The 17818-nt window shown below is 59.0% G+C and carries 16 protein-coding genes and 1 tRNA gene; 7 read left to right on the top strand and 10 right to left on the bottom strand.

Features of this window, described 5'->3' with window-relative positions; translation table 11 throughout:
- The gene (locus L8951_RS03910) at window positions 1-417 is read left to right on the top strand and encodes a rhodanese-like domain-containing protein (RefSeq protein ID WP_244381710.1); all 417 of its coding nucleotides are present in this window, start codon (window positions 1-3) and stop codon (window positions 415-417) included.
- Here the strand turns inward: L8951_RS03910 and L8951_RS03905 are convergent.
- Both L8951_RS03905 and ygfZ read right to left on the bottom strand, forming a co-directional pair.
- Entirely contained in the window at window positions 414-2378 is a 1965-nt protein-coding gene (locus L8951_RS03905; RefSeq protein ID WP_244381709.1) for a TonB-dependent receptor, read from the bottom strand. The genes L8951_RS03910 and L8951_RS03905 overlap by 4 nt on opposite strands.
- Entirely contained in the window at window positions 2375-3073 is a 699-nt protein-coding gene (gene ygfZ, locus L8951_RS03900; RefSeq protein ID WP_244381708.1) for a CAF17-like 4Fe-4S cluster assembly/insertion protein YgfZ, read from the bottom strand. Before ygfZ ends, L8951_RS03905 begins: the two co-directional genes overlap by 4 nt.
- A gap of 41 nt (window positions 3074-3114) precedes the next feature.
- On the opposite strand from ygfZ, the gene pyrC reads away from it, so the two are divergent.
- The gene (pyrC, locus tag L8951_RS03895) at window positions 3115-4149 is read left to right on the top strand and encodes a dihydroorotase (protein ID WP_244381707.1); all 1035 of its coding nucleotides are present in this window, start codon (window positions 3115-3117) and stop codon (window positions 4147-4149) included.
- A gap of 5 nt (window positions 4150-4154) precedes the next feature.
- Here pyrC and L8951_RS03890 read toward each other — a convergent pair whose 3' ends face one another.
- Window positions 4155-4925, bottom strand: a complete 771-nt coding sequence (locus L8951_RS03890) for a Crp/Fnr family transcriptional regulator (RefSeq protein WP_244381706.1) — start codon at window positions 4923-4925, stop codon at window positions 4155-4157.
- Between the two features lie 169 nt (window positions 4926-5094).
- Here L8951_RS03890 and L8951_RS03885 point away from each other — a divergent pair.
- The 5 genes from L8951_RS03885 to L8951_RS03870 all read left to right on the top strand — a co-directional run bounded on the left by L8951_RS03885 (window position 5095) and on the right by L8951_RS03870 (window position 9899).
- Window positions 5095-5187: transfer RNA gene (locus tag L8951_RS03885), tRNA-Ser, on the top strand.
- Window positions 5188-5687: 500 nt separating this feature from the next.
- Entirely contained in the window at window positions 5688-6092 is a 405-nt protein-coding gene (locus L8951_RS11710; protein WP_407696374.1) for a (deoxy)nucleoside triphosphate pyrophosphohydrolase, read from the top strand.
- Window positions 5987-6934: a YDG/SRA domain-containing protein gene (locus tag L8951_RS03880; protein WP_244381705.1), complete on the top strand. Its 948-nt coding sequence runs from the start codon at window positions 5987-5989 to the stop codon at window positions 6932-6934. Before L8951_RS11710 ends, L8951_RS03880 begins: the two co-directional genes overlap by 106 nt.
- 284 nt (window positions 6935-7218) lie before the next feature.
- Window positions 7219-8928 carry a type I restriction-modification system subunit M gene (locus L8951_RS03875; RefSeq protein WP_244381704.1) on the top strand — a complete coding sequence of 570 codons (1710 nt, stop codon included), beginning with the start codon at window positions 7219-7221 and terminating at the stop codon, window positions 8926-8928.
- A complete protein-coding gene (locus L8951_RS03870) occupies window positions 8925-9899 on the top strand; it encodes a restriction endonuclease subunit S domain-containing protein (RefSeq protein ID WP_244381703.1) in 975 nt (324 codons plus the stop codon). The genes L8951_RS03875 and L8951_RS03870 overlap by 4 nt, the downstream gene beginning before the upstream one ends.
- 125 nt (window positions 9900-10024) lie before the next feature.
- Here the strand turns inward: L8951_RS03870 and L8951_RS03865 are convergent, their stop codons facing one another.
- The 7 genes from L8951_RS03865 to L8951_RS03835 all read right to left on the bottom strand — a co-directional run bounded on the left by L8951_RS03865 (window position 10025) and on the right by L8951_RS03835 (window position 17660).
- Window positions 10025-10363 (bottom strand): hypothetical protein, encoded by a 339-nt coding sequence (locus tag L8951_RS03865; RefSeq protein WP_244381702.1) that lies wholly within the window; start codon window positions 10361-10363, stop codon window positions 10025-10027.
- Between the two features lie 1131 nt (window positions 10364-11494).
- Window positions 11495-12616, bottom strand: coding sequence for a hypothetical protein (locus tag L8951_RS03860; RefSeq protein WP_244381701.1), 1122 nt, complete (start codon window positions 12614-12616; stop codon window positions 11495-11497).
- A gap of 399 nt (window positions 12617-13015) precedes the next feature.
- Window positions 13016-14554 (bottom strand): YfjI family protein, encoded by a 1539-nt coding sequence (locus L8951_RS03855; protein WP_244381700.1) that lies wholly within the window; start codon window positions 14552-14554, stop codon window positions 13016-13018.
- 2 nt (window positions 14555-14556) lie between these two features.
- Window positions 14557-15498, bottom strand: coding sequence for a CHC2 zinc finger domain-containing protein (locus tag L8951_RS03850; RefSeq protein WP_244381699.1), 942 nt, complete (start codon window positions 15496-15498; stop codon window positions 14557-14559).
- Window positions 15498-15671 (bottom strand): helix-turn-helix domain-containing protein, encoded by a 174-nt coding sequence (locus L8951_RS03845; protein ID WP_244381698.1) that lies wholly within the window; start codon window positions 15669-15671, stop codon window positions 15498-15500. The genes L8951_RS03850 and L8951_RS03845 overlap by 1 nt, the downstream gene beginning before the upstream one ends.
- Before the next feature lie 110 nt (window positions 15672-15781).
- Window positions 15782-16198: a hypothetical protein gene (locus L8951_RS03840; protein ID WP_244381697.1), complete on the bottom strand. Its 417-nt coding sequence runs from the start codon at window positions 16196-16198 to the stop codon at window positions 15782-15784.
- 265 nt (window positions 16199-16463) lie between these two features.
- Complete coding sequence (locus tag L8951_RS03835) at window positions 16464-17660, bottom strand: tyrosine-type recombinase/integrase (RefSeq protein WP_244381696.1); 1197 nt, start codon at window positions 17658-17660, stop codon at window positions 16464-16466.
- Window positions 17661-17818: the final 158 nt, after the last annotated feature.

Genomic DNA, 17818 nt, shown 5'->3' with positions numbered 1-17818 from the left:
ATGGCGAACTGGCGCCTCGCCCTTCCCTGCCTCATCCTCGCCGCGTGCGGGGAGGGGCAGGGGACGCGCGAGGCGTCGCCGTCGCCGGCCGAGGCGCAGGCCGCGGCGTCGGTGGTGGCGCTGTCGGCAGCCGAAGCGGCGGCGATGCGCGCGGCGCCCGAAGCGCCGACCTTCATCGACGTGCGTACGCCCGAGGAATGGGCCGAGGGGCATGTGCCGGGGGCGCGATTGATGCCGCTTGGCCAGTTCGATCCCGCCGCCTTGGATGGAGAGCTGGTGGTGCTCTACTGCCGTTCGGGCCGCCGCTCGCTCGAGGCGGCGACCATGCTGGCCGAGCATCGCGGCGAAACGGTCGCCCACATGGACGGCGGCTTCAATGCCTGGAAGGATGCCGGGCTGCCGGTCGCCAACCCCTAGGGGGTGAAGACGACTCCCAACCAAAAGCTTCGACCGCGCGCCCGTTCGCGGGCGCCGTCGCTGGCGAAGCCGGTCAGCACTTCCGCATCGGTGAGATTTTCGGCGCGTAGCTCGAAGGCGAGCTTGGCGTGCGCGGCGATGCGTGCATGGGCATCGAGGCTGAGCGCGGCATCCAGCCTTTCTTCGTTGGCGAGATCGTCGAAGCGCGCGCCGTCGAGGCGGGCGGTGAGCTGGAGGCGGTGCCCGTCGCGGCCCCAGCCGCCCGTCAGGCTGCCCGAATGGCGCGGCGCTTGAACCGGGCGGTTGCCGTCGAAGGCGGCGGCATCGCCCGAAGCGTCGAGCCGCGCGTCGGCGAAGCCGTAGAGCAGCCGCATGTCAACCTCGCCACTCGACCAGCCCGCGTCGATTTCGATGCCACGGCTGGTGATCGCGTCGACGTTGCGGCGCTGCGCATACACGCCCGCGCCCGAGACGAAACCGACGCCGGGGAATTGCCCGGGACCGGTGGCGAGCGGGACGTTGGTGACCGCCTCGTCGAGCCGCTGCCAGAAGAGCGTGGCGCCGAGGTCGAACGCGCCGCTGGCCCAGCGTGCACCGAGGTCGAGCCCGTGGCTGGTCTCGGGATCGAGCGCTTCGTTGGCCGCGGTCGCATCGGCACCGACGCGGAAGGGGCGGTAGAGCTCGTTCAAGGTGGGGAGCCGCCAGCCGCGATGCGCGGTGGCGAAGAGGGTGGTGTTGCCGATTTCATGCGCGAGGCTGGCGCGCGCCGACCAGGCTGCGCCGTCGCGCGGGGCGAAGAGGCTGTCCTCGAGGCGCGTCTCGTCGGCGAGCGCGAAGACGGTGCGGAACCCCTCGCCTAGCCGCCACCAGTCGAGCCGCCCCGACAGGTCGAGATCGACGTCACCAGCGGTGTCGGCATAGCCGGCATGCAGGCCGACGATGCGCGCGGCGCCGCCGGCGCGGCGTTCGCGCGTCGGGGAGGCGTCGACGAAAAAGAAGCGTTCGGCCACGCTCGCCTCGCTGCGCCGCCATCCGGCGCCGAGCGAGAGCGCGCCCAGCGCGACCTGGCCCTCGACCCCGAGCCCGGTCGCGGGGACGTCATATTGGTCGAGCACGACGCGGGTGGTGGCGCGCGCGTCGTCCAATGCGGCGAAGCGGGTGCGAAAGTCGCGGTCCTGCCACCAGCCGGTCAGTTCGAAGGGAAGCGGCCCGTCGCGTTCGACCAGCCGCAGCGACAGGTCGCGCCCGGTCGCCTTGCTGTCGCTGCCATCGAACCCGCGGTCGCGCTCGTCGGCGAAAAAGGCGAGGCCCGCCTGCGCCTCGATCCCGACGAGGGGGTGGACGAAGCGCCAGCGGCCGGCGCGCTGCTCGGCCTGCGCGCGGCGGTCGGCGGCGCCGCGGTCGGCGGGGAGGATGGGGATCAGCCGATCGTCCTCGCGAAAGCTCGACATGGTCTGGAGGAAGCCCTCGCCGATCTTCAGATGGCCGGCATTAGACAGGTCCCAGCTGTCGCCCCCGCCCCAGGCGGCGCGGAGGGTGCGCGGGCTTTGCGCGAGGGTGTCGATGGCGATGCTGCCCGCGACCGCGCCGGGCTCGCTGTCGGCGCCGTAGCGGATGGCGAGGCGGCGCAGCGCGACGGGGTCGATCGCGGCGAAGTTGGTCCAGCCGCCGAAGGGATCGGCCTGCGGCACCCCGTCGATGGTCAGCGCCACCCGGCTCGCCGCATTGCCGCCGAGCCCGCGCAGGATCAGCCCCTGGCTGGTGGGGTGGACCGAGCGCGCATCGGCGCGGCGGAAGGTCGAGAGGTTGGGGGCGCGGGTGAGCAGCTCCTCGCTGCGCCCGCTGGCGAGGGTGGCGGCATCGTCTTGGTCGAGGACGATCGCGGCGACGGGGGCGTCGGGGGCGAGCGGCTCGCCGGTGACGACGATGGCGGGCTGGAGGGCGAGCAGCGCGGCGATCACCGGGCGAGCGCCTCGGCGAGCCAGTCGGGCATCAGCGCGCGGTCGGGCACATCGTCCTTGCGCGCATGGACGACCGAGAGCCCGAGGTCGGGATAATGGGCGCGCGCCTTTTCATGCTCGCCCTCGACCACGAACAGGCGGCGGTTGATCTTGGCGCGCCAGTTCATCCGTGCGGTATTCTCCTGCCCGACGAAGCAGCCCTTGTCGAAGGCGACACCGTTCAACTCGGCGGCATTGGCCTCGAGCCAGAGGAGGTCGCCGAGTTCGGCGCGGCCTTCGCAGATGTTGAGACGCAGCCGGTGCGCGTCATAGCCGCGTGCGGGTTCGCTCGCGGGGCCGAGCCAGCGGCGGCCCATGGCGGGCTGGCGCGGGTCGGGGTGGCCCTCCTCGCCCGCGGGCGACCAGTGGACCGCAAGGCGGTCGTCGGGGGCGATGTCGATCTTGCGGCGCAGGCGGTACATGGTGAGCCGCTTGGCAAGGTCCGCGGCCGCCTCGGCCTCGACATCGACCAGCATGTCGTCGCCGTCGACCCACAGGAAGAAGTCGAACAGCGCCTTGCCCTGCGGGGTGAGGAGCCCGGCCCAGGTCGGGCCCGGGTCGGCGATGCGGTTGGTGACGAGGCTGTCGAGGAAGCCGCGCGGGTCGTCGCCCGAGAGGCGCAGGAGGGTGCGATCGGCAAGCTGGGTGGCGGGCATGGCGCTTGAGCTAGGAAGCCCCGGCCCCTAAGGCAAGCGCCATGACGACGCGCCTCACCATCCGCCGCCCCGACGACTGGCACCTGCACCTGCGCGACGGCGCGATGATGGCCGCCGTGCTGCCCTACACCGCGCGCCAGTTCGCGCGCGCCATCGTGATGCCCAACCTCAGCCCCCCGGTGACCACCGCCAAGGCGGCGGCGGCCTATCGCGAGCGGATCCTCGCCGCGCTGCCCGAAGGCATGGACTTCACCCCGCTGATGACCGCCTATCTCACCGACGACACCGATCCCGACGAGATCGCCGCGGGCTTTGCCGACGGGACCTGGGTCGCGGCAAAGCTCTACCCCGCGGGGGCGACGACCAACAGCTCGAGCGGGGTTACCGACATCCGCAAGATCGACGCGGTGGTGGCGCGGATGGAAGAGATCGGCATGCCGCTGCTCGCGCATGGCGAGGTGACCCACGACGAGGTCGACATCTTCGACCGCGAGGCGCGCTTCATCGACGAGGTGGCGATCCCGCTGCTTAAGCGCCACCGAGCGCTCCGCTTCGTGTTCGAACATATCACGACGAAGGATGCCGCCGAGTTCGTGGCCGGGGGCAGCGAGCGGATCGCCGCGACGATCACCCCGCAGCACCTCCAGATCAACCGCAACGCCATCTTCAAGGGCGGGATCAACCCGCACGCCTATTGCCTGCCCGTGGCCAAGCGCGAGGAGCATCGGCTCGCGGTGCGCAAGGCGGCGACGGGAGGCTCGGGCAAGTTCTTCCTCGGCACCGACAGCGCGCCGCACGCCAAAAGCGCCAAGGAAAGCGCCTGCGGCTGCGCGGGGATCTTCAACGCGCCGTTCGCGCTCGAGGCCTATGCCGAGGTGTTCGAGGAGGAAGGCGCGCTCGATCGCCTCGAGGCCTTTGCCAGCCTCGACGGCCCGCGGTTCTACCGCCTGCCGGCCAACGAGGAGCGGATCACGCTCGAGCGGGTCGAGACGGCAGTGCCCGCAAGCCTCGAGGGCGGCGGCGAGCCGATCGTGCCCTATCGCGCGGGCGGGCGCATGCGCTGGCGGCTCGCCTGAGCTAGTTAGTCGCGGCAGGCCTCGATCCACGACGCCTGCTCATCGCCGAGCACGCGGTCGAAATGGCGACGCACCGCGGCATAGCATTCGCACGCGCGGTGCTCGAGTTCGGCGCGGTCGGTGACGGTGACGATGCCGCGGCGGTAATGGATCAGCCCTTCGTCCTGCAGCTGGCGCGCGACCGCGTTGACGCTGGTGCGCTGGACCCCGAGCAGCGCGGCGAGCGCGCCCTGCGTGAGCGCGAGCTGGTCGCCGGCGCGATCCTGCGCGGTCAGCAGCCAGCGCGCCGCGCGCGCCTCGATTGGGTGGAAGGTGTTGCAGGCGACCGACTGCATGATCTGCGCGAGCAGCGCGTCGGCGTAGCGGCAGAACAGGTCGCGCACCACCAGATCGTCGCGCTTGGCCTCCTCGACCGTGGTCATCGGCACCGCGAGAAGGCGCCCCGCGACCTGCACCTCGGCGCGGGTATAGGCGGGCAGGTCGCCGCAGCTGACGATGCCCCCGATCGCGCCCTCGCGCCCGATGGTCGCCACCTCGACACGGCGCCGGTCGTCGACCTCGACGAGCAGCGAGACCATCATCGGTTGCAGCGGGAAGTAGGAACGATCGATGTCGCGACCGCTAACGAACAGCAGCGCCCCGCTGGACAGGTCGACGGTCTCGCCGCGCTCGTGGAACAGCGTGCGCCACCGGCGCGGCATCATGTCGAGCAGCGCATTGCCGGTCGGTGCATCGACCGCGCGGTCGCGGTCGCGGGCGGGGGCGTCGTCGGCCATCTCGTCCTCTTGGTCGTGGTCGGGGGCCTCGTGGCCCGTCTCGTCAGGGCGCCAACGGTTCGCTCGCAAAAAAGGCTCCCCCCATCGCGGCGCGGGGGCAAAGGGCGGTTGAACTCGGCCGCGAAGCTCGCTAGAGGCCTGCCTTCAGCCCCCGGCTTGCTGGGCGTGCGGAGACGTGGGTGAGTGGCTGAAACCAACGCTTTGCTAAAGCGTCATACGGGTAATCCCTGTATCGAGGGTTCGAATCCCTCCGTCTCCGCCAGCCCGCCCAGGCAAGTCCCTGAAAATACTATAAAAGTGCGATCCTCATTTGCGGCGTTCCCACGGTCGTTCCCACAAAGTGGCCCGATTGTCAGCGATCGATGGCGAATTGAGGAGAGGATGACTGCCTAAGGTCGCACCTCATGAGTCGTCCATGATTAGCCAAACGATTGCGACTGCGTATAGATTGGCCCAGTTCCGCCGGAAATTTGTGACAGCGGAAAAATCAAGAGCCTGATGCGCCCTGATCTGCTTTCTCTCGCTCGACTGATTTTACACGGAGCGTATCATAGCGCCGCTGACAAAACCGACAGAAGATTGCCTCTGTCAGGCATCTTCGCGGCAATTAGGCAAATTGCCTTAACAATCCGAAGGCGCTCGGCGCCAGATGAGACGAGCGCCAGAACAAGTGGTGGCTTCCTTGCGATGGCACCTATACGATACTCGCCTGAGTTCGAGTTCTCGGCTCACTGAACTGGCAGGTGCGTTCGGGGGAAGTAGTTGAAAAGCGTCGCAGCAGCTATCGCGTTTAGAGAAGGAAAAGTCCTTGTCACACGGCGGGCGCCTGGACAGAAATTGGCCGGATATTGGGAGTTTCCTGGCGGCAAACTTGAACCAGGGGAAGACGTCAAAACGTGCATTGAGCGCGAGCTTCAAGAAGAATTGGGCGTAACTTCGACCGCCGGAGAGGTCTTAACCGTCTCAGAATACAATTACCCTGGCGGAGCAGTCTCACTAATTGGAATTGAGGTCGCAATTCACGGCACCAACTTCATCCTCACAGTGCATGACCAGTTCGCTTGGAAAGCCCCAGAAGAGCTTATGGAGTTGAATCTGGCGCCCGCCGACATCCCTATCGCCAAACGGATCCGGAAGCGCGCGAAAGCCACGAGGAGCAAGTCTTGATAGGGCATTTGGACCAAGTCGCGGTAGGCACTGAATTTGAGAGTCGACGTTCACTGTATGATGCTGGTGTCCATCGCGCTCTCCAGGCAGGCATCGTAGGCAGGGCGGCCGAAGGCGCAGAATCAATCGTTCTATCTGGCGGGTATCCAGATGACGAAGATTTTGGCGAGTTCGTTATTTATACGGGTTCCGGCGGCCGGGATCCGAACACCGGTCGGCAGGTTGCGGATCAGCATTTCGTTAAACAAAACAAAGCGCTTGTAACCAGCCACCTGCGTGGACTGCCCGTTCGCGTCATCCGCGGTGGAAGGCATAATGAGTTCGCTCCCCATTCTGGCTTCCGCTACGATGGAACATACCGAGTTGGCCGTTATTGGCGTGAAGAAGGCCGAGACGGTTTTCAGATCTGCCGCTTCAGATTGGAAGCTCTAGCTCCAGATGAGTTGCCTGACAGGATAACCTCATCCAAGGTTGTCACCCGTTCGGCAGTGACGGTTCAGCGGATCGTTCGTGACACAGCCATGAGCCGTCGTGTCAAAGGATGGCACGGCTATTGTTGCCAGGTATGCGGTATTACCCTGGAATGCATCGGTGGTTTATACGCGGAAGGTGCCCATATCCGCCCGCTTGGCAAGCCACACAATGGACCGGATACTGAAGACAATCTGCTTTGCCTATGCCCCAATCATCATGTGCTTTTTGACGCTGGCGGCTTCACGATTGACGAGGCCTATCTGATCGACGGAATCGACGGAATCGACGGTAAACTTCGCACGATCCCTAGGCACCAATTGAACCAGAAGCACTTGGAATATCATCGTAATTTGTGGCGCTCAGAATAACCCGTTATCCATCATGCGAATACCGTGGTCGCCTCGCTCATTGACGGCGCACATCAAATTCGGTCAGTCGGCATTTCCGTATCGGACGAAGAGCCTTGTTGGTTACCCAACTGAGCCGCGCTCGCTCAATGAAGATGAACAAATCTATGGTCGAACAATGTGGCAGGGAATGCATGCTCTCAAATTTGTGGAAAGATCAGAAATTTTGTCTCCACCAGATCCCCTCATCGTCGGTTTTTTAGAAAATTTGAGGTATCCACTGATCTCAAGCATCGAGAGACAAAATGACCATCCTAAAACCTGTTAAACCTGAAGAAGCTGTCAGACAGCGAGTTATCAAAGATTTGCAAGAGCTCGGATGGAAAGAGGCGCAGCTCCGCTGGAAGCCTGAGTGGCAAGTGCCTGACACGCCACATGACCTGACGAAGCGCGAGCGTGGACAGAAATACGCCACCTGCGGGTCCGCCGATTTAGTCGCGTTTGCCGACGAGAGTGGGGAATGGTTTGCCCTACAGGTAGTCTTTGAATTCAAAGCTCCTGACATCGATGCGGGACGGTCTCAGTTGATCCGCTACCTAAGCAACGAGCCGATGGCCAAGATGGGTTTTTGGACTAACGGCAGCCAGACTTTAGCGGTCTACAAGCGTCATCAGTCGGACTGGGTATTTGTTGAGAACGCGGCACTTCCTCATCCTAGCGATGACATGACGCAGCCGCCAGATGTCCCGCCCTCGTGGGATACGATGCGTTTACCTACCGAAGCCGAGCTCTCAGGAGCTCTTAAGCGACTGGTCGCAACTGTGGTGGTTTCAGATCCACACGTAGTTAGGCGTGAAGATCAGCTCCGTGAATTGCTGCATATACTACTGGTTAAGCTAGACAGCGATGCTGTGGCGAGCCGCTCAGCAAACCGAGACAAGGCTGTGCGCTTCAGGATCCTTGGCGACGCAATGACCAAAGTTGCACTCACTGCGGCTAGAGTAAGGGAAGATTACAGGGAGTATTATCACAAGCAGAGGACGCGAATCTTTAATGCCTCGGATAGAGAAGAGCTATTCCTGAGCGATGAGACCATCTTTGCCGTTGTAGCCGAATTAAGCCCGTATCGTATTCTTGGCGATGACGTTGATTTGCTCGCCAAGGCATTCCAAATCTTCCGAACGTCGGCTCTGAAGAGCGGTGAGGGGCAATATCTAACGCCGCTCAGAGTCGTTCGGCCGGCGGTTATGGCGATGGAAGTGACCTCCTCAGACAAGGTCATTGATCCAGCGTGCGGTTCTGGTGCCTTTGTAGTCGAGGCTCTAAGGCAGGTTGCTCAGCGGGAGTTCCCCAACGAGGACGAAGCCTATCACCTTGTTAAATGGGCTAACGACAACCTCTATGGCGTGGATAAGGACGACATTGGTGTCAAACTAACAAAAGCTACGATGGTGGCGATGAGAGATGGCTCCACGCACGTTCTTCTCGGCGATGCCGTTCGAACCAATCAATGGCCAACGAAATACCCTAAGTTGAGCCAAGAATTAGGTTCGACCTCAGAGAAACATGGGCTCGAGCAATTCACGGTTGCTATCACTAACCCACCTTTTGGATCCAGCCTCAAGGTTAAAGCTGCTGACTGCCGCGCTGCTGGATACTCTATCTCTACATATGCTGCAATGAAGGGCCCCAAAGACTTCGCTGACTTAGAGATAGGATTAGTATATCTTGAACAATGCTATAGACTATTGCGTGTTGGGGGTAGAATCGGAATAGTTCTTCCAGAAACCTACTTCTTTAGTCACTCTTATCGATGGCTGCCATTCTGGCTCAAAGATCGGCTGGCGTTAAGAGGAATGCTAAACATTCCTATGGAGGCATTCGAAGAATTCTGTCGCGCGAAAACGAATTTCTATATTTTCGAGAAAATCGGACACGTAGAAGCGGACTTCGATTCCTCTTCAATTCCAAAGAAGAGCAGCAAAGCTTTGGTCGGGAAAGGAAAAATCAAGTGAGCATCCACAAGCCAAGCTGGTTCTCAGATGAAGCGATCATGGTTTCGACTGCATCGACATGCGGGCTAACCAAAGGCGGACGCCTTCTGCCGATCATCGATCCCCACACTGGGAAGCGTGTCCAAGAGGTCGATCCTGAAACCGGCGCTGCTGTTGACGCGATAGATGACAAACTAAAGCGCGATGCGCTTGCGTTGGCAGGTGGCGAAAAGACCGAGACGCTGAACTTTATTCCTAATTCGAAAATAGATCTCCATTGTGCCGTTCCAGTCTATTACGATCAGCGCTATCAGGAGCAGTTTCGCGAGGCCATGAAGGACCCTCAGTTTGACGGTTTTAAGACCGATACGATTGGGTCACTCATTGAGCGTGGAATGCTTACCGTCCGGAATGGGCATGGTTCCCCTTCAGCGGACGAACGGATTGGCGATGTGCCATATATCAAGGTATCTGACCTGCGTGCCGGACTGGTGAACATTAACCCAACCAACCGGATACCTCTTTCAGTTGCTCAGAAGTTTTGGAAAGGCAGTCACTCTGGTTTGGAGGCATTTGATTTAGTTTGCCCAGAGCGGACGTCCAAGAACATCGGCGATTTTTGCATTCTCTTGCCGGGACAGGAGAGAGTGGTGATGACGAAAGAGGTCATTGTCCTTCGGCCAGGGCCAGAGGCAGATTTCGATCCATTCTATCTTCTTTGGGCACTTTCTTTGAAAGTTGTGCGTAACCAATGGCGTCGGATAATCTTCATGCAAACAAACCGTGAGGATGTTGGCGCTCGCTATCTGGAAATCGAGATCCCGGTGCCGCCAACCAGAGCCCGGGCAAATCAAATCTCATCGGCATTTCGAACTTACTATAAATCTCTCGCGGATTCCCGAATCGCATTCGCTAATTATTTGAATGAGAGTCAACAGCATCATTTCTTTGTCTCAGGTGCAGAAGAGATACCTCAGGCGCCGGGGGTATAACACGCATCACCTGACCGACTGAGGAGGAGTTGAGCCTCAAACGCATGGGTTAAATTCGACAAGGATAGCACGCAGACGCATCCATCTTGGGGGCTAGAAATAGTGCGCGGCCGGCGAAAAACCGGCTAATCGGAGGTGGCGGGTTCCCACATGCGTCCTGACACACGCATCAGGCTCCCATCTTTCTGCGCGATGAAAATAGTCGGTCGCTTGCCGAGCGAAACACCGCATGTCCCAGCAGCCCAGATATTCGCGTCTCGAACAACTCCAAACGTTTCATGCTTGTAACGTTTGGAAGTTAATCTTACTTCATCACCGACCTCGACACCGAGGTAATTCAATGCGGCGATCTCTCGGCGACGCTGCAATTCTCGAAGTTCTTTTTGAAGTTCGTATATTTTGTCCTGCAATTCCTCACACTCTCGCGACAAAATTGCGTGTCTTTTTTTAGCATCAAGCTGCAAAATACCGGTCTCCCCGATCTCAAATTGGAACTTACTACAGCACAGGAGAATGTCTAAATGGATTGTAGCGTTAATTTTCTAAGACCTGAAAGCACGCGAAAAATAACTCTCAGGTTTGAAGTGTTGCCTCGTGTTGGCGAGCATCTAATCTTCAGGAAAGGACCTAGTGAGACGTTCAGCGGTGTGATTCAGGGGATTGAACATACCTTTGATGACTCTGGCCCTCACAAAGCCGAAATTTTTGTCCAATGTGATTGATACCGAGAGGGTGGCACCTTACTGCCACCCTCCATTCTACGCGGCCCCAGGCTCTAATTTAAAGCAGATCGATATTTTTTCTAGGTGGAAGAAACTCGGGGTCTTAAACTTCATGGGTATAGTGATCGACAGGGGCCCGAGCATTGCTTGGTTCTTTTTCGGAGCGCTTTGATAGGGTTCTGTCGTGATGCATTGGACGCAACGGAAGGAACGAGGCCAATCCTTCCGGAATCACACAACTGGTAGACGCGACACAGACAACGAAAGGGCCTCAACGGCACGGCGCGTGTGCCAATGGCGACTGCCTGTTCGCTGCAAGCCGATTGCGTCTAAAACTTCCGGGTTGGTTAGCGAGGCGAGTTGCCAATTCACACGCCTCCGATCGGCCTCACTCGCCACGGCTCCTCGGGCTACGAAGGCTTCACCCTCACCGATTGCGTCCGCCATTGCGTTGTATCGAGCCGCGACCTTTCCATTCCGTCCATCGGCAAGGTTTCTCAGGGAGGTTTGAGCCTCAGCTAACAACAAAGGCCGGGCGTCCTTTCGTATCTGCCAATAGATGAGGGCGCCGACGGCGATAAAAATGATGAGTGTTGTCTGATCCATGAGGTTTCTCCACGACGGCATATCAGCGTGAAGCGGAATTCCGTCAAACGCCCAGATAGTCTCGAACTGTCTATTTATGCTTTAGGTAGCTGTCATACCGTCAACATTCATTCCGTTAGACGCCCGGCTACCATTTTAATTTACGTGAAAGGTCGGCTGAGCTGAGTCCGCTTCAGACGATGCTCGACCTTAATCCACTGCATGAGGCGGCAGAAAAGCAGACGGACGCCATTAATGGACGATCCACGTGACACCTCGTCGCCCCCCTCACGGCAGACTCAAGCACGCCAGGAGATCGTCGCACATAGCATAATGGTAGCTGCCTGGCTCCGAGATCATTTTCGGTTTGTAGGGTGCTGACGGCCAGCTATCCTTCCGCTCGTAATTCTTGAACATAAGCGAGTGGAATAGGTCGCTGTCCATGTAGATCTCCATGGGTGGGTGCTCCCCGGCACGAATGGCCTTTCGTGCGGCCCCCTCGATCTGAGCGATTTGCGCAAACGGCAAGCCCAGGCTGTTCAGCGAAATATGATTCTTCTCTTCGGAAATATGAAGCAACGGATCATCATAGTATTCGTTCGAGCCTTGCGCGAGCACGGCGTAGATTTCGAGGCCCAGCGTGTCCCTATAAAGCGTCTGCAGCTGCTGAAACAGGACCAGCAGTCTTTCTGGCACATAGGTGTATTCGACATCGGTATCGACCATGCCAGCAGTCCAGTTGGTCTTGAGCAACAGGCTGTCCGCGAACGATATGAATGAGATGAAGGGATAGCGTCCCGCAAACGCGTCCAGTGCATCGCGGAGCGCGATGACCTTCTCGTGGGTGATCAGGCCATCCTTAATTGCAGCCGTCATGTCCTTTGCGTCGATCATGACAAAGATCGAGTTGGAGCGAAGATGCAGCTTCCGTAGCCACTCGCTTTTAACGAAGACGCTGACCCGTTTTTCAAACTTATAGGCCAAGGCTGCAGCTACAAAAGCTTCTCGCGGGAGGAAGGTCTTCACAACATGAAAGCGGTCATGGATATTGGGATACCACCGGATATCCGCTCCTGCAGGCGTCACCTCCTCGATGCTGACCCGCGTGATATAGCCGACGTCATAAGGAGAGGCCTCAGCGTCGCCGTGAATGGTTTTAAGCCATTCCGCCTCCCAGTCGCCGAAATAGACTTCTTCCATCATCCATGTGTCTCGTCGGAGTGGAAGCTCATCAAGCGTGAACTGCTGAAAGGAGTAGCTGGATAAAGGCGCCATACCACTCTTTGCCATGGTGACAGCTACGCCGCCAGCCCGGAGACCTAACGCTTGCTCTTGTCGAGCTCGCCCGCGCGGGCGACCATCCGGCGCCCTAACGTTGCCGCAATCAAAGCGTCTGGCAAATGCCTTCATTACTACCAAGCCGCCGGACCGGCGTTCCGACAACTACATGGGGCGACGCCTCTCAATTATTCCTCCTAGGGAGCCTTGCGGCCAGACAAATAACGAGCGTTGAGTGCTTAGCCGAGAGGAGTGCGCTGGTCTTAGCCGCTGTGGGAACTAAAGTGGGAAAACCGTTCTCGCGCACCTATAAGTAAATGGATGTGAAGGGGACTCCTGTTCGGTTAGGAGGTTGCCCCCTCCGCCCAACCTCACTGATATTCGTGCGGAGTGCAGTCGATAGGGATCGGATGTAACGATGCCCCCCCCACGTGGTGCAGGCGGAGGGGGCATCGATCTATTTGGTTCCATTCAGGCCCGACGACGCGGGGGCCTCGACTATGAGAGGACCTGCCTTCCGAAACAGAAAGCCTAATTGCCAGAAATTTTGGGATTAACGTCCCACTCGGTTGACGGGCGCCCTCCCGTCTCCACTCGCTTGGGTCGGACCCAGTCGTGGTCAGCTAGAAGTGCGAGGGCTGCCTTATTTGCATCGCGATCTCGCAAGCCACTCCACCCTGGGCGGTAGACGTCCCGCTCGGTGAAACCTGCTTTAAGGTCGCCCGCCCGAATTTTCTGAAGAATGGCGTTTGCCGTGTCTGTGTTGGTCAAGGACATCGCATCATAGGCACGTTCGGCATGGGCCCGCAGATACGCCGCCCACTCGATAGCAGTCCCGCACGCTTCAACCGAAACAGGGCCGAAGCCATCGCTTGCAAGATGCCAGATCAGAGCGAGACGAGGCACAAGACCACGGAACTTCGATAGGTGAGCAGCGAGATAAGGCGGCAGCGTATCTCCTCGGACGAGGTCCTCTAGCTCCATTCGCCAATCGACAAATTCCTCGAGAGCTTCCTGTTCGAACCGGAGGAATGGAACGCCGGAACCATCATCAAAGTCGTCACGATCCGCGCCAACGGAAGACCACTTCAAATCTGCGAGGCGATCAAAGCACGCGAGCGCTTTGGTCTTGGCTTCGACGTTTGGATAACGATCCGCGCTGCGCCAGGCAGTGTCATGGTCTGGCCAGGCAAGCAACTGAAGCCGCTGAACCATTCCATCATCATGAGTTCGAAGCGACTCCTTTAGATACTTTCCGATCCGATGCGGCTGGGCGCTTCCGATAACTGACAAGTTCACTGTTTCGACCCGGACGGTCCCGCGCCCAATTCGATCAAACGTATAGGAGTCACTGCCACTCCATCCGGTAAGGAAAAAGCCACGGGACGCAGCTTTCTCTTCACGGTCTAGATCCTGAAACATCGTCAGTAGCTCGTCACGATATAGGAGCACGCCATTTGGATTGTCGGCGCAAATCACCCCCAATTTTTCGACGGTAGCGTCGGTCGTCATGAAACGCTGTTCGATGGGAGGTTCGAGGCTCTCGAAATCATCGAGAGAGATGTCGGATGTTTTTGCGCCATCCTTTGCAAACCGCTTACGAATGCGCTTTTTGGCCTCCTCATTTTGAAGTTTGTTGATAGCCTCACGTTGTGAGAATTCCGCACGAGCTTCTTCATTACGTTTCATGGCCCGTGCTTCGAGCCGTTTGATGGGGCCGAGGACCTCAGAAATTACTGGACTCTTCATCGCGCCAGGACGTCCGACGATGCACCCCCAGAGATTGGCCACTTCAGTCCAGTCCGTATGCGCCTCCGGGCGGATCCCCACCCTCTTTCCGACCAACGAACCCACCGCAACCATTGCTGGAATTGCCGCAAAATCTAGCGGGCAGTGCATTCGATCGCAGATGTCTACAATCCAAGGGCGTAGGTTGGCCGGTAGAAGATAGGGGTCGAAACTCGGAACATCTGGCAAGGTTGACGGCAACGACACCGGAAGCTCCCAATTTTCGCTCGGAGGTTGCTTCAGCTGTTCCGCTTCGTTGTAAGCCTTCGCGATTGCTTGCATTGTCACAGCTCCAGACTCGCCTGCAGTTCCTCATTGAAGTCTTTGAACTCCGGGGAAGGCGCCATCACGCTAATCTGCCGTCCTTCACGCCAGAACATTTTAGCCGACGCTTCGACGGCGGATTTGCCAGCCTCGTCATTGTCCCGTGCGATAGTGAGGCGGGTGCATTCGTCCGGAATTGGCAGGGAGCAAAGCATGTTTCCCCCCGCGGCCGCCCAAACGCTGACGCTTGGGTTGGCAAGGCGCAAAGTCAGTGCGTCCTCAAGGCCTTCGCAAATCACCAACTCCTCGACGCTGTCCCCGATTTTGACTGCACTGCCGCGCACGGTGCCAAGCGAGCGCTTACTTTCCGGGCCGGCAAGCTTCTGTCCTTCGGGCGTCAAGAATGTTCGTTGAATTGCAGTGAGATCACCATTTCCGTCGCGCAATCCCGCGATCAGAACGGGATGTTCTTTTCCATCTCCGCGAAACGGCAGCTTCGTCTCACGGAGGTTCTCCAATCCAGAAAGCTCTTCGACCGCGATGCCTCGGCTGGCGAGATAGTCACCCACGGGAGAACAGGCCTTTATGGAATATGAGTGAGACCAGATCCGCTCGACCGCCGCTCGCTTGTCTCCATCCCTGAAGGGTTTTGGGGGGAGGTCGTGCATCGGAACTTCCGGTTCGGCGCCGAGCATATAAAGGGCATCGATGAAGCTGATACCGTGGTAGCGCTTTAGGAAATCGTAGACGTCGCCGTGAGCTTCGCATCCGAAGCAGTGGAAATGCCCGGCTTCCCAATTCCCAACATTATCCTGCACCATAAAACTCGGCGTTCGATCTGTATGGAACGGGCACTGCCCCATGTAGTGATCGCCTTGTTTTTTGAGGGGGACATACTGTTCGATCACTTGAGCGATCGGAGTTTCGAGCTTTCGGGCCGTTGCATCGCGAATGACTGACATTATGCGGCCTCCAAATTCGAAACGAAGGCTTCGATGCTGGAGGTTTTGATGAGGGTTCGGCGCCCGACCTTAACGGCGGTGACATCGCCCTTGTTGATCAGCTCGTAGAGTTTGGTCCGACCAATGCCCATCGCTTGAGCCGCATCGTTGATCGAAATGGTAATGGGATACATTTGTATTCTCCGGCGTCGGCAACTCCCAATGAGCTGCCTTGAACGCCGGATAAGGGTGGCGAGTAAGCGAAGGACCTGCCGCCGGTAACAGTCGGAAAAGGTCGGAAAATCTATCCGTCGATAAATCGGATCCAGATTTTACGGGCGCGCTCCTTAAGCGTCGTGTCCCCAGCATCGTGGCCATTGGAAATGAGCCAATCCTGCATGAAGCCGACAATGTCTGCGATGCTCCTCGGCTTCAAAGATCCCATGTGAATTTCATAGGCAGTCTCGATGATGAGGTCGTCCCAGAAGCCTCTGGCAGGCCGTCCACGCGCGATGCTTTGTGGCTTGGCGCTTTCGGGGGCAAGTGCAGGGGAGGGGGGCTCCGACGGCATCTCAGGCCCCTCCCGACCCTCGACAGGATCAAGCGCCTCCTCAATCAGTTCCGGCGGCAGAATGTGTCCATCGATGTCGATAGACCACTTAGCTAGCCGCAGGATGTCATCGTCGTCCAAGCGCTTCAGGTCTTGGGCATCCAGGTGCACAAGGAGCTCCTCGCGGTTTCCCCCCTCACGAAGAACGGTGTCTCGATCCGGATGGTCGGTCCACGAGCGACGAAGAGCCTTCGCTTCATAGAAAAGATCTTTTCACGCCTTCTTCGCTTCTTTTGCGCGCCGTTCTGAAGCGGCTTCCTTACGATCCGATCCCATGCCTTCCTCGCTTTAGGCCTTCGCTCCCATGCCTCCCTCCGAGCATAGGAGTTGCACCCTATAAGGAAAGCTTCGCCGGTTCGGCCTTTTGGCACTTTTGTCAGGGGCCAGCCTTGTAGTCGCTACGATACAAGAAGGACGCCCATTCCTCCATCAGCCTCTTTCGCTTGTCGAAAAAATCTGTCCGGCGATAGGCGGCTTCTACTCGGTTTTGGACAGCATGAGCCAGGGCCGCCTCCACTACTTCGCCCGGGTAATCTGTTTGCTCTGCGGCCCAGTCCCGAAACGAGGAGCGCAATCCGTGGACGGTATGCGATCCGGGTAGGGCGGTCCTGAGAACTTTCATCAAGGTCATGTCGGACATGGGGCGACCTCTTTGGCCAGGGAAAATGATCCCTTCGGCTGGCGTGCCCGCTTCAGCCATCTCGATGAGGATTTTCGTAGAAGCAGGGGTAAGCGGGACCTTGTGGTCCTTGCCCATTTTCATCCTGTCACCCGGTATGTTCCATTGGCCTCGCTCAAGGTCGATTTCACGCCAGGTCGCCCCACGAACCTCACCCGAGCGGGCAGCAGTAAGAATCAAAAATTGCAGCGCGCGCCTACCCACGGTGCTCCGCTCAGAAAGTTGGCAGATCAGGGTGGGAAGCTCGACGTAAGGCAGAGCAGCGAAATGGCTGTCCTTTTTTGGCTGGCGTGGCAGTCCCCGACTGATCGATCGTAAAGGAGCCTCACTGTTCCTGAGGCCTCGAGCGTATGCCCAATCGAGCACCGTGCCTATCCGCTGGCGAACGCGCCTTGCGGTCTCAGGCTTTGATAGCCAAATTTCGGCCAGCAAATCACGAATTGAGGGGCCGTCGATATCGGCTACCAATTTTTCGCCGATGTATGGGTTTGCGTATTCCTCGAGTGAGGAGAGCCACTGGGCAGCATGCTTTGGATTCTTCCAGCCGTCCTTTCGTTCCTCGTGGACGGCTTTGGCCGCTTCACGGAAGGTCATTGCTGCCCCGGCCTTGCCAGGATCGTCGAGGCGGGTGGGATCAACGCCAGACTTTACTAGCAATCTCAGCTCGTCGGCCTTGGCGCGCGCATCCGCCAGAGAGACATCATCGAAGCTACCTAAACCAATGTCCCGCCTCTTTCCGTCAATGGTGAGGCGCAACACCCAACTCTTGGACCCACTAGCCTTCACGTAGAGCATAAGCCCCCGGCCATCGGTATATCGTCCAGCCTTTTTGAGGCTCTTCGCCTTCAATGCTGTCAAACCGCCTGCCATGCTTTCCCTTTCCGTGGTTCCCACGATGGTTCCCACAAGTTGTCTTGAGTTCGCAGGGCTGTCAATGGACGTCAGCGGACATGAAATCTAAGTTATGCCAGTTTTACGTGGATTTTTCGTGCGCCCACGCACCCTAGCGAACAATAGTTGTGCGGACTCCGTCTCCGCCATTTCCTTCCCCC

The sequence above is a fragment of the Sphingomicrobium astaxanthinifaciens genome, assembly GCF_022865105.1.
Taxonomy (GTDB): Bacteria; Pseudomonadota; Alphaproteobacteria; order Sphingomonadales; family Sphingomonadaceae; genus Sphingomicrobium; species Sphingomicrobium astaxanthinifaciens.
This window is presented reverse-complemented; position numbering and strand designations above follow the sequence as displayed.

What these genes read in the sequence shown, in the direction of transcription:
- L8951_RS03850 (WP_244381699.1), bottom strand. Translation starts at nt 15,498, where the DNA reads ATGTCAGTCATTCGCGATGCAACGGCCCGAAAGCTCGAAACTCCGATC.
- L8951_RS03890 (WP_244381706.1), bottom strand. Translation starts at nt 4,925, where the DNA reads ATGGCCGACGACGCCCCCGCCCGCGACCGCGACCGCGCGGTCGATGCA.
- pyrC (WP_244381707.1), top strand. Translation starts at nt 3,115, where the DNA reads ATGACGACGCGCCTCACCATCCGCCGCCCCGACGACTGGCACCTGCAC.
- L8951_RS03860 (WP_244381701.1), bottom strand. Translation starts at nt 12,616, where the DNA reads ATGAAGGCATTTGCCAGACGCTTTGATTGCGGCAACGTTAGGGCGCCG.
- ygfZ (WP_244381708.1), bottom strand. Translation starts at nt 3,073, where the DNA reads ATGCCCGCCACCCAGCTTGCCGATCGCACCCTCCTGCGCCTCTCGGGC.
- L8951_RS03855 (WP_244381700.1), bottom strand. Translation starts at nt 14,554, where the DNA reads ATGCAAGCAATCGCGAAGGCTTACAACGAAGCGGAACAGCTGAAGCAA.
- L8951_RS03910 (WP_244381710.1), top strand. Translation starts at nt 1, where the DNA reads ATGGCGAACTGGCGCCTCGCCCTTCCCTGCCTCATCCTCGCCGCGTGC.
- L8951_RS03875 (WP_244381704.1), top strand. Translation starts at nt 7,219, where the DNA reads ATGACCATCCTAAAACCTGTTAAACCTGAAGAAGCTGTCAGACAGCGA.
- L8951_RS03845 (WP_244381698.1), bottom strand. Translation starts at nt 15,671, where the DNA reads ATGTATCCCATTACCATTTCGATCAACGATGCGGCTCAAGCGATGGGC.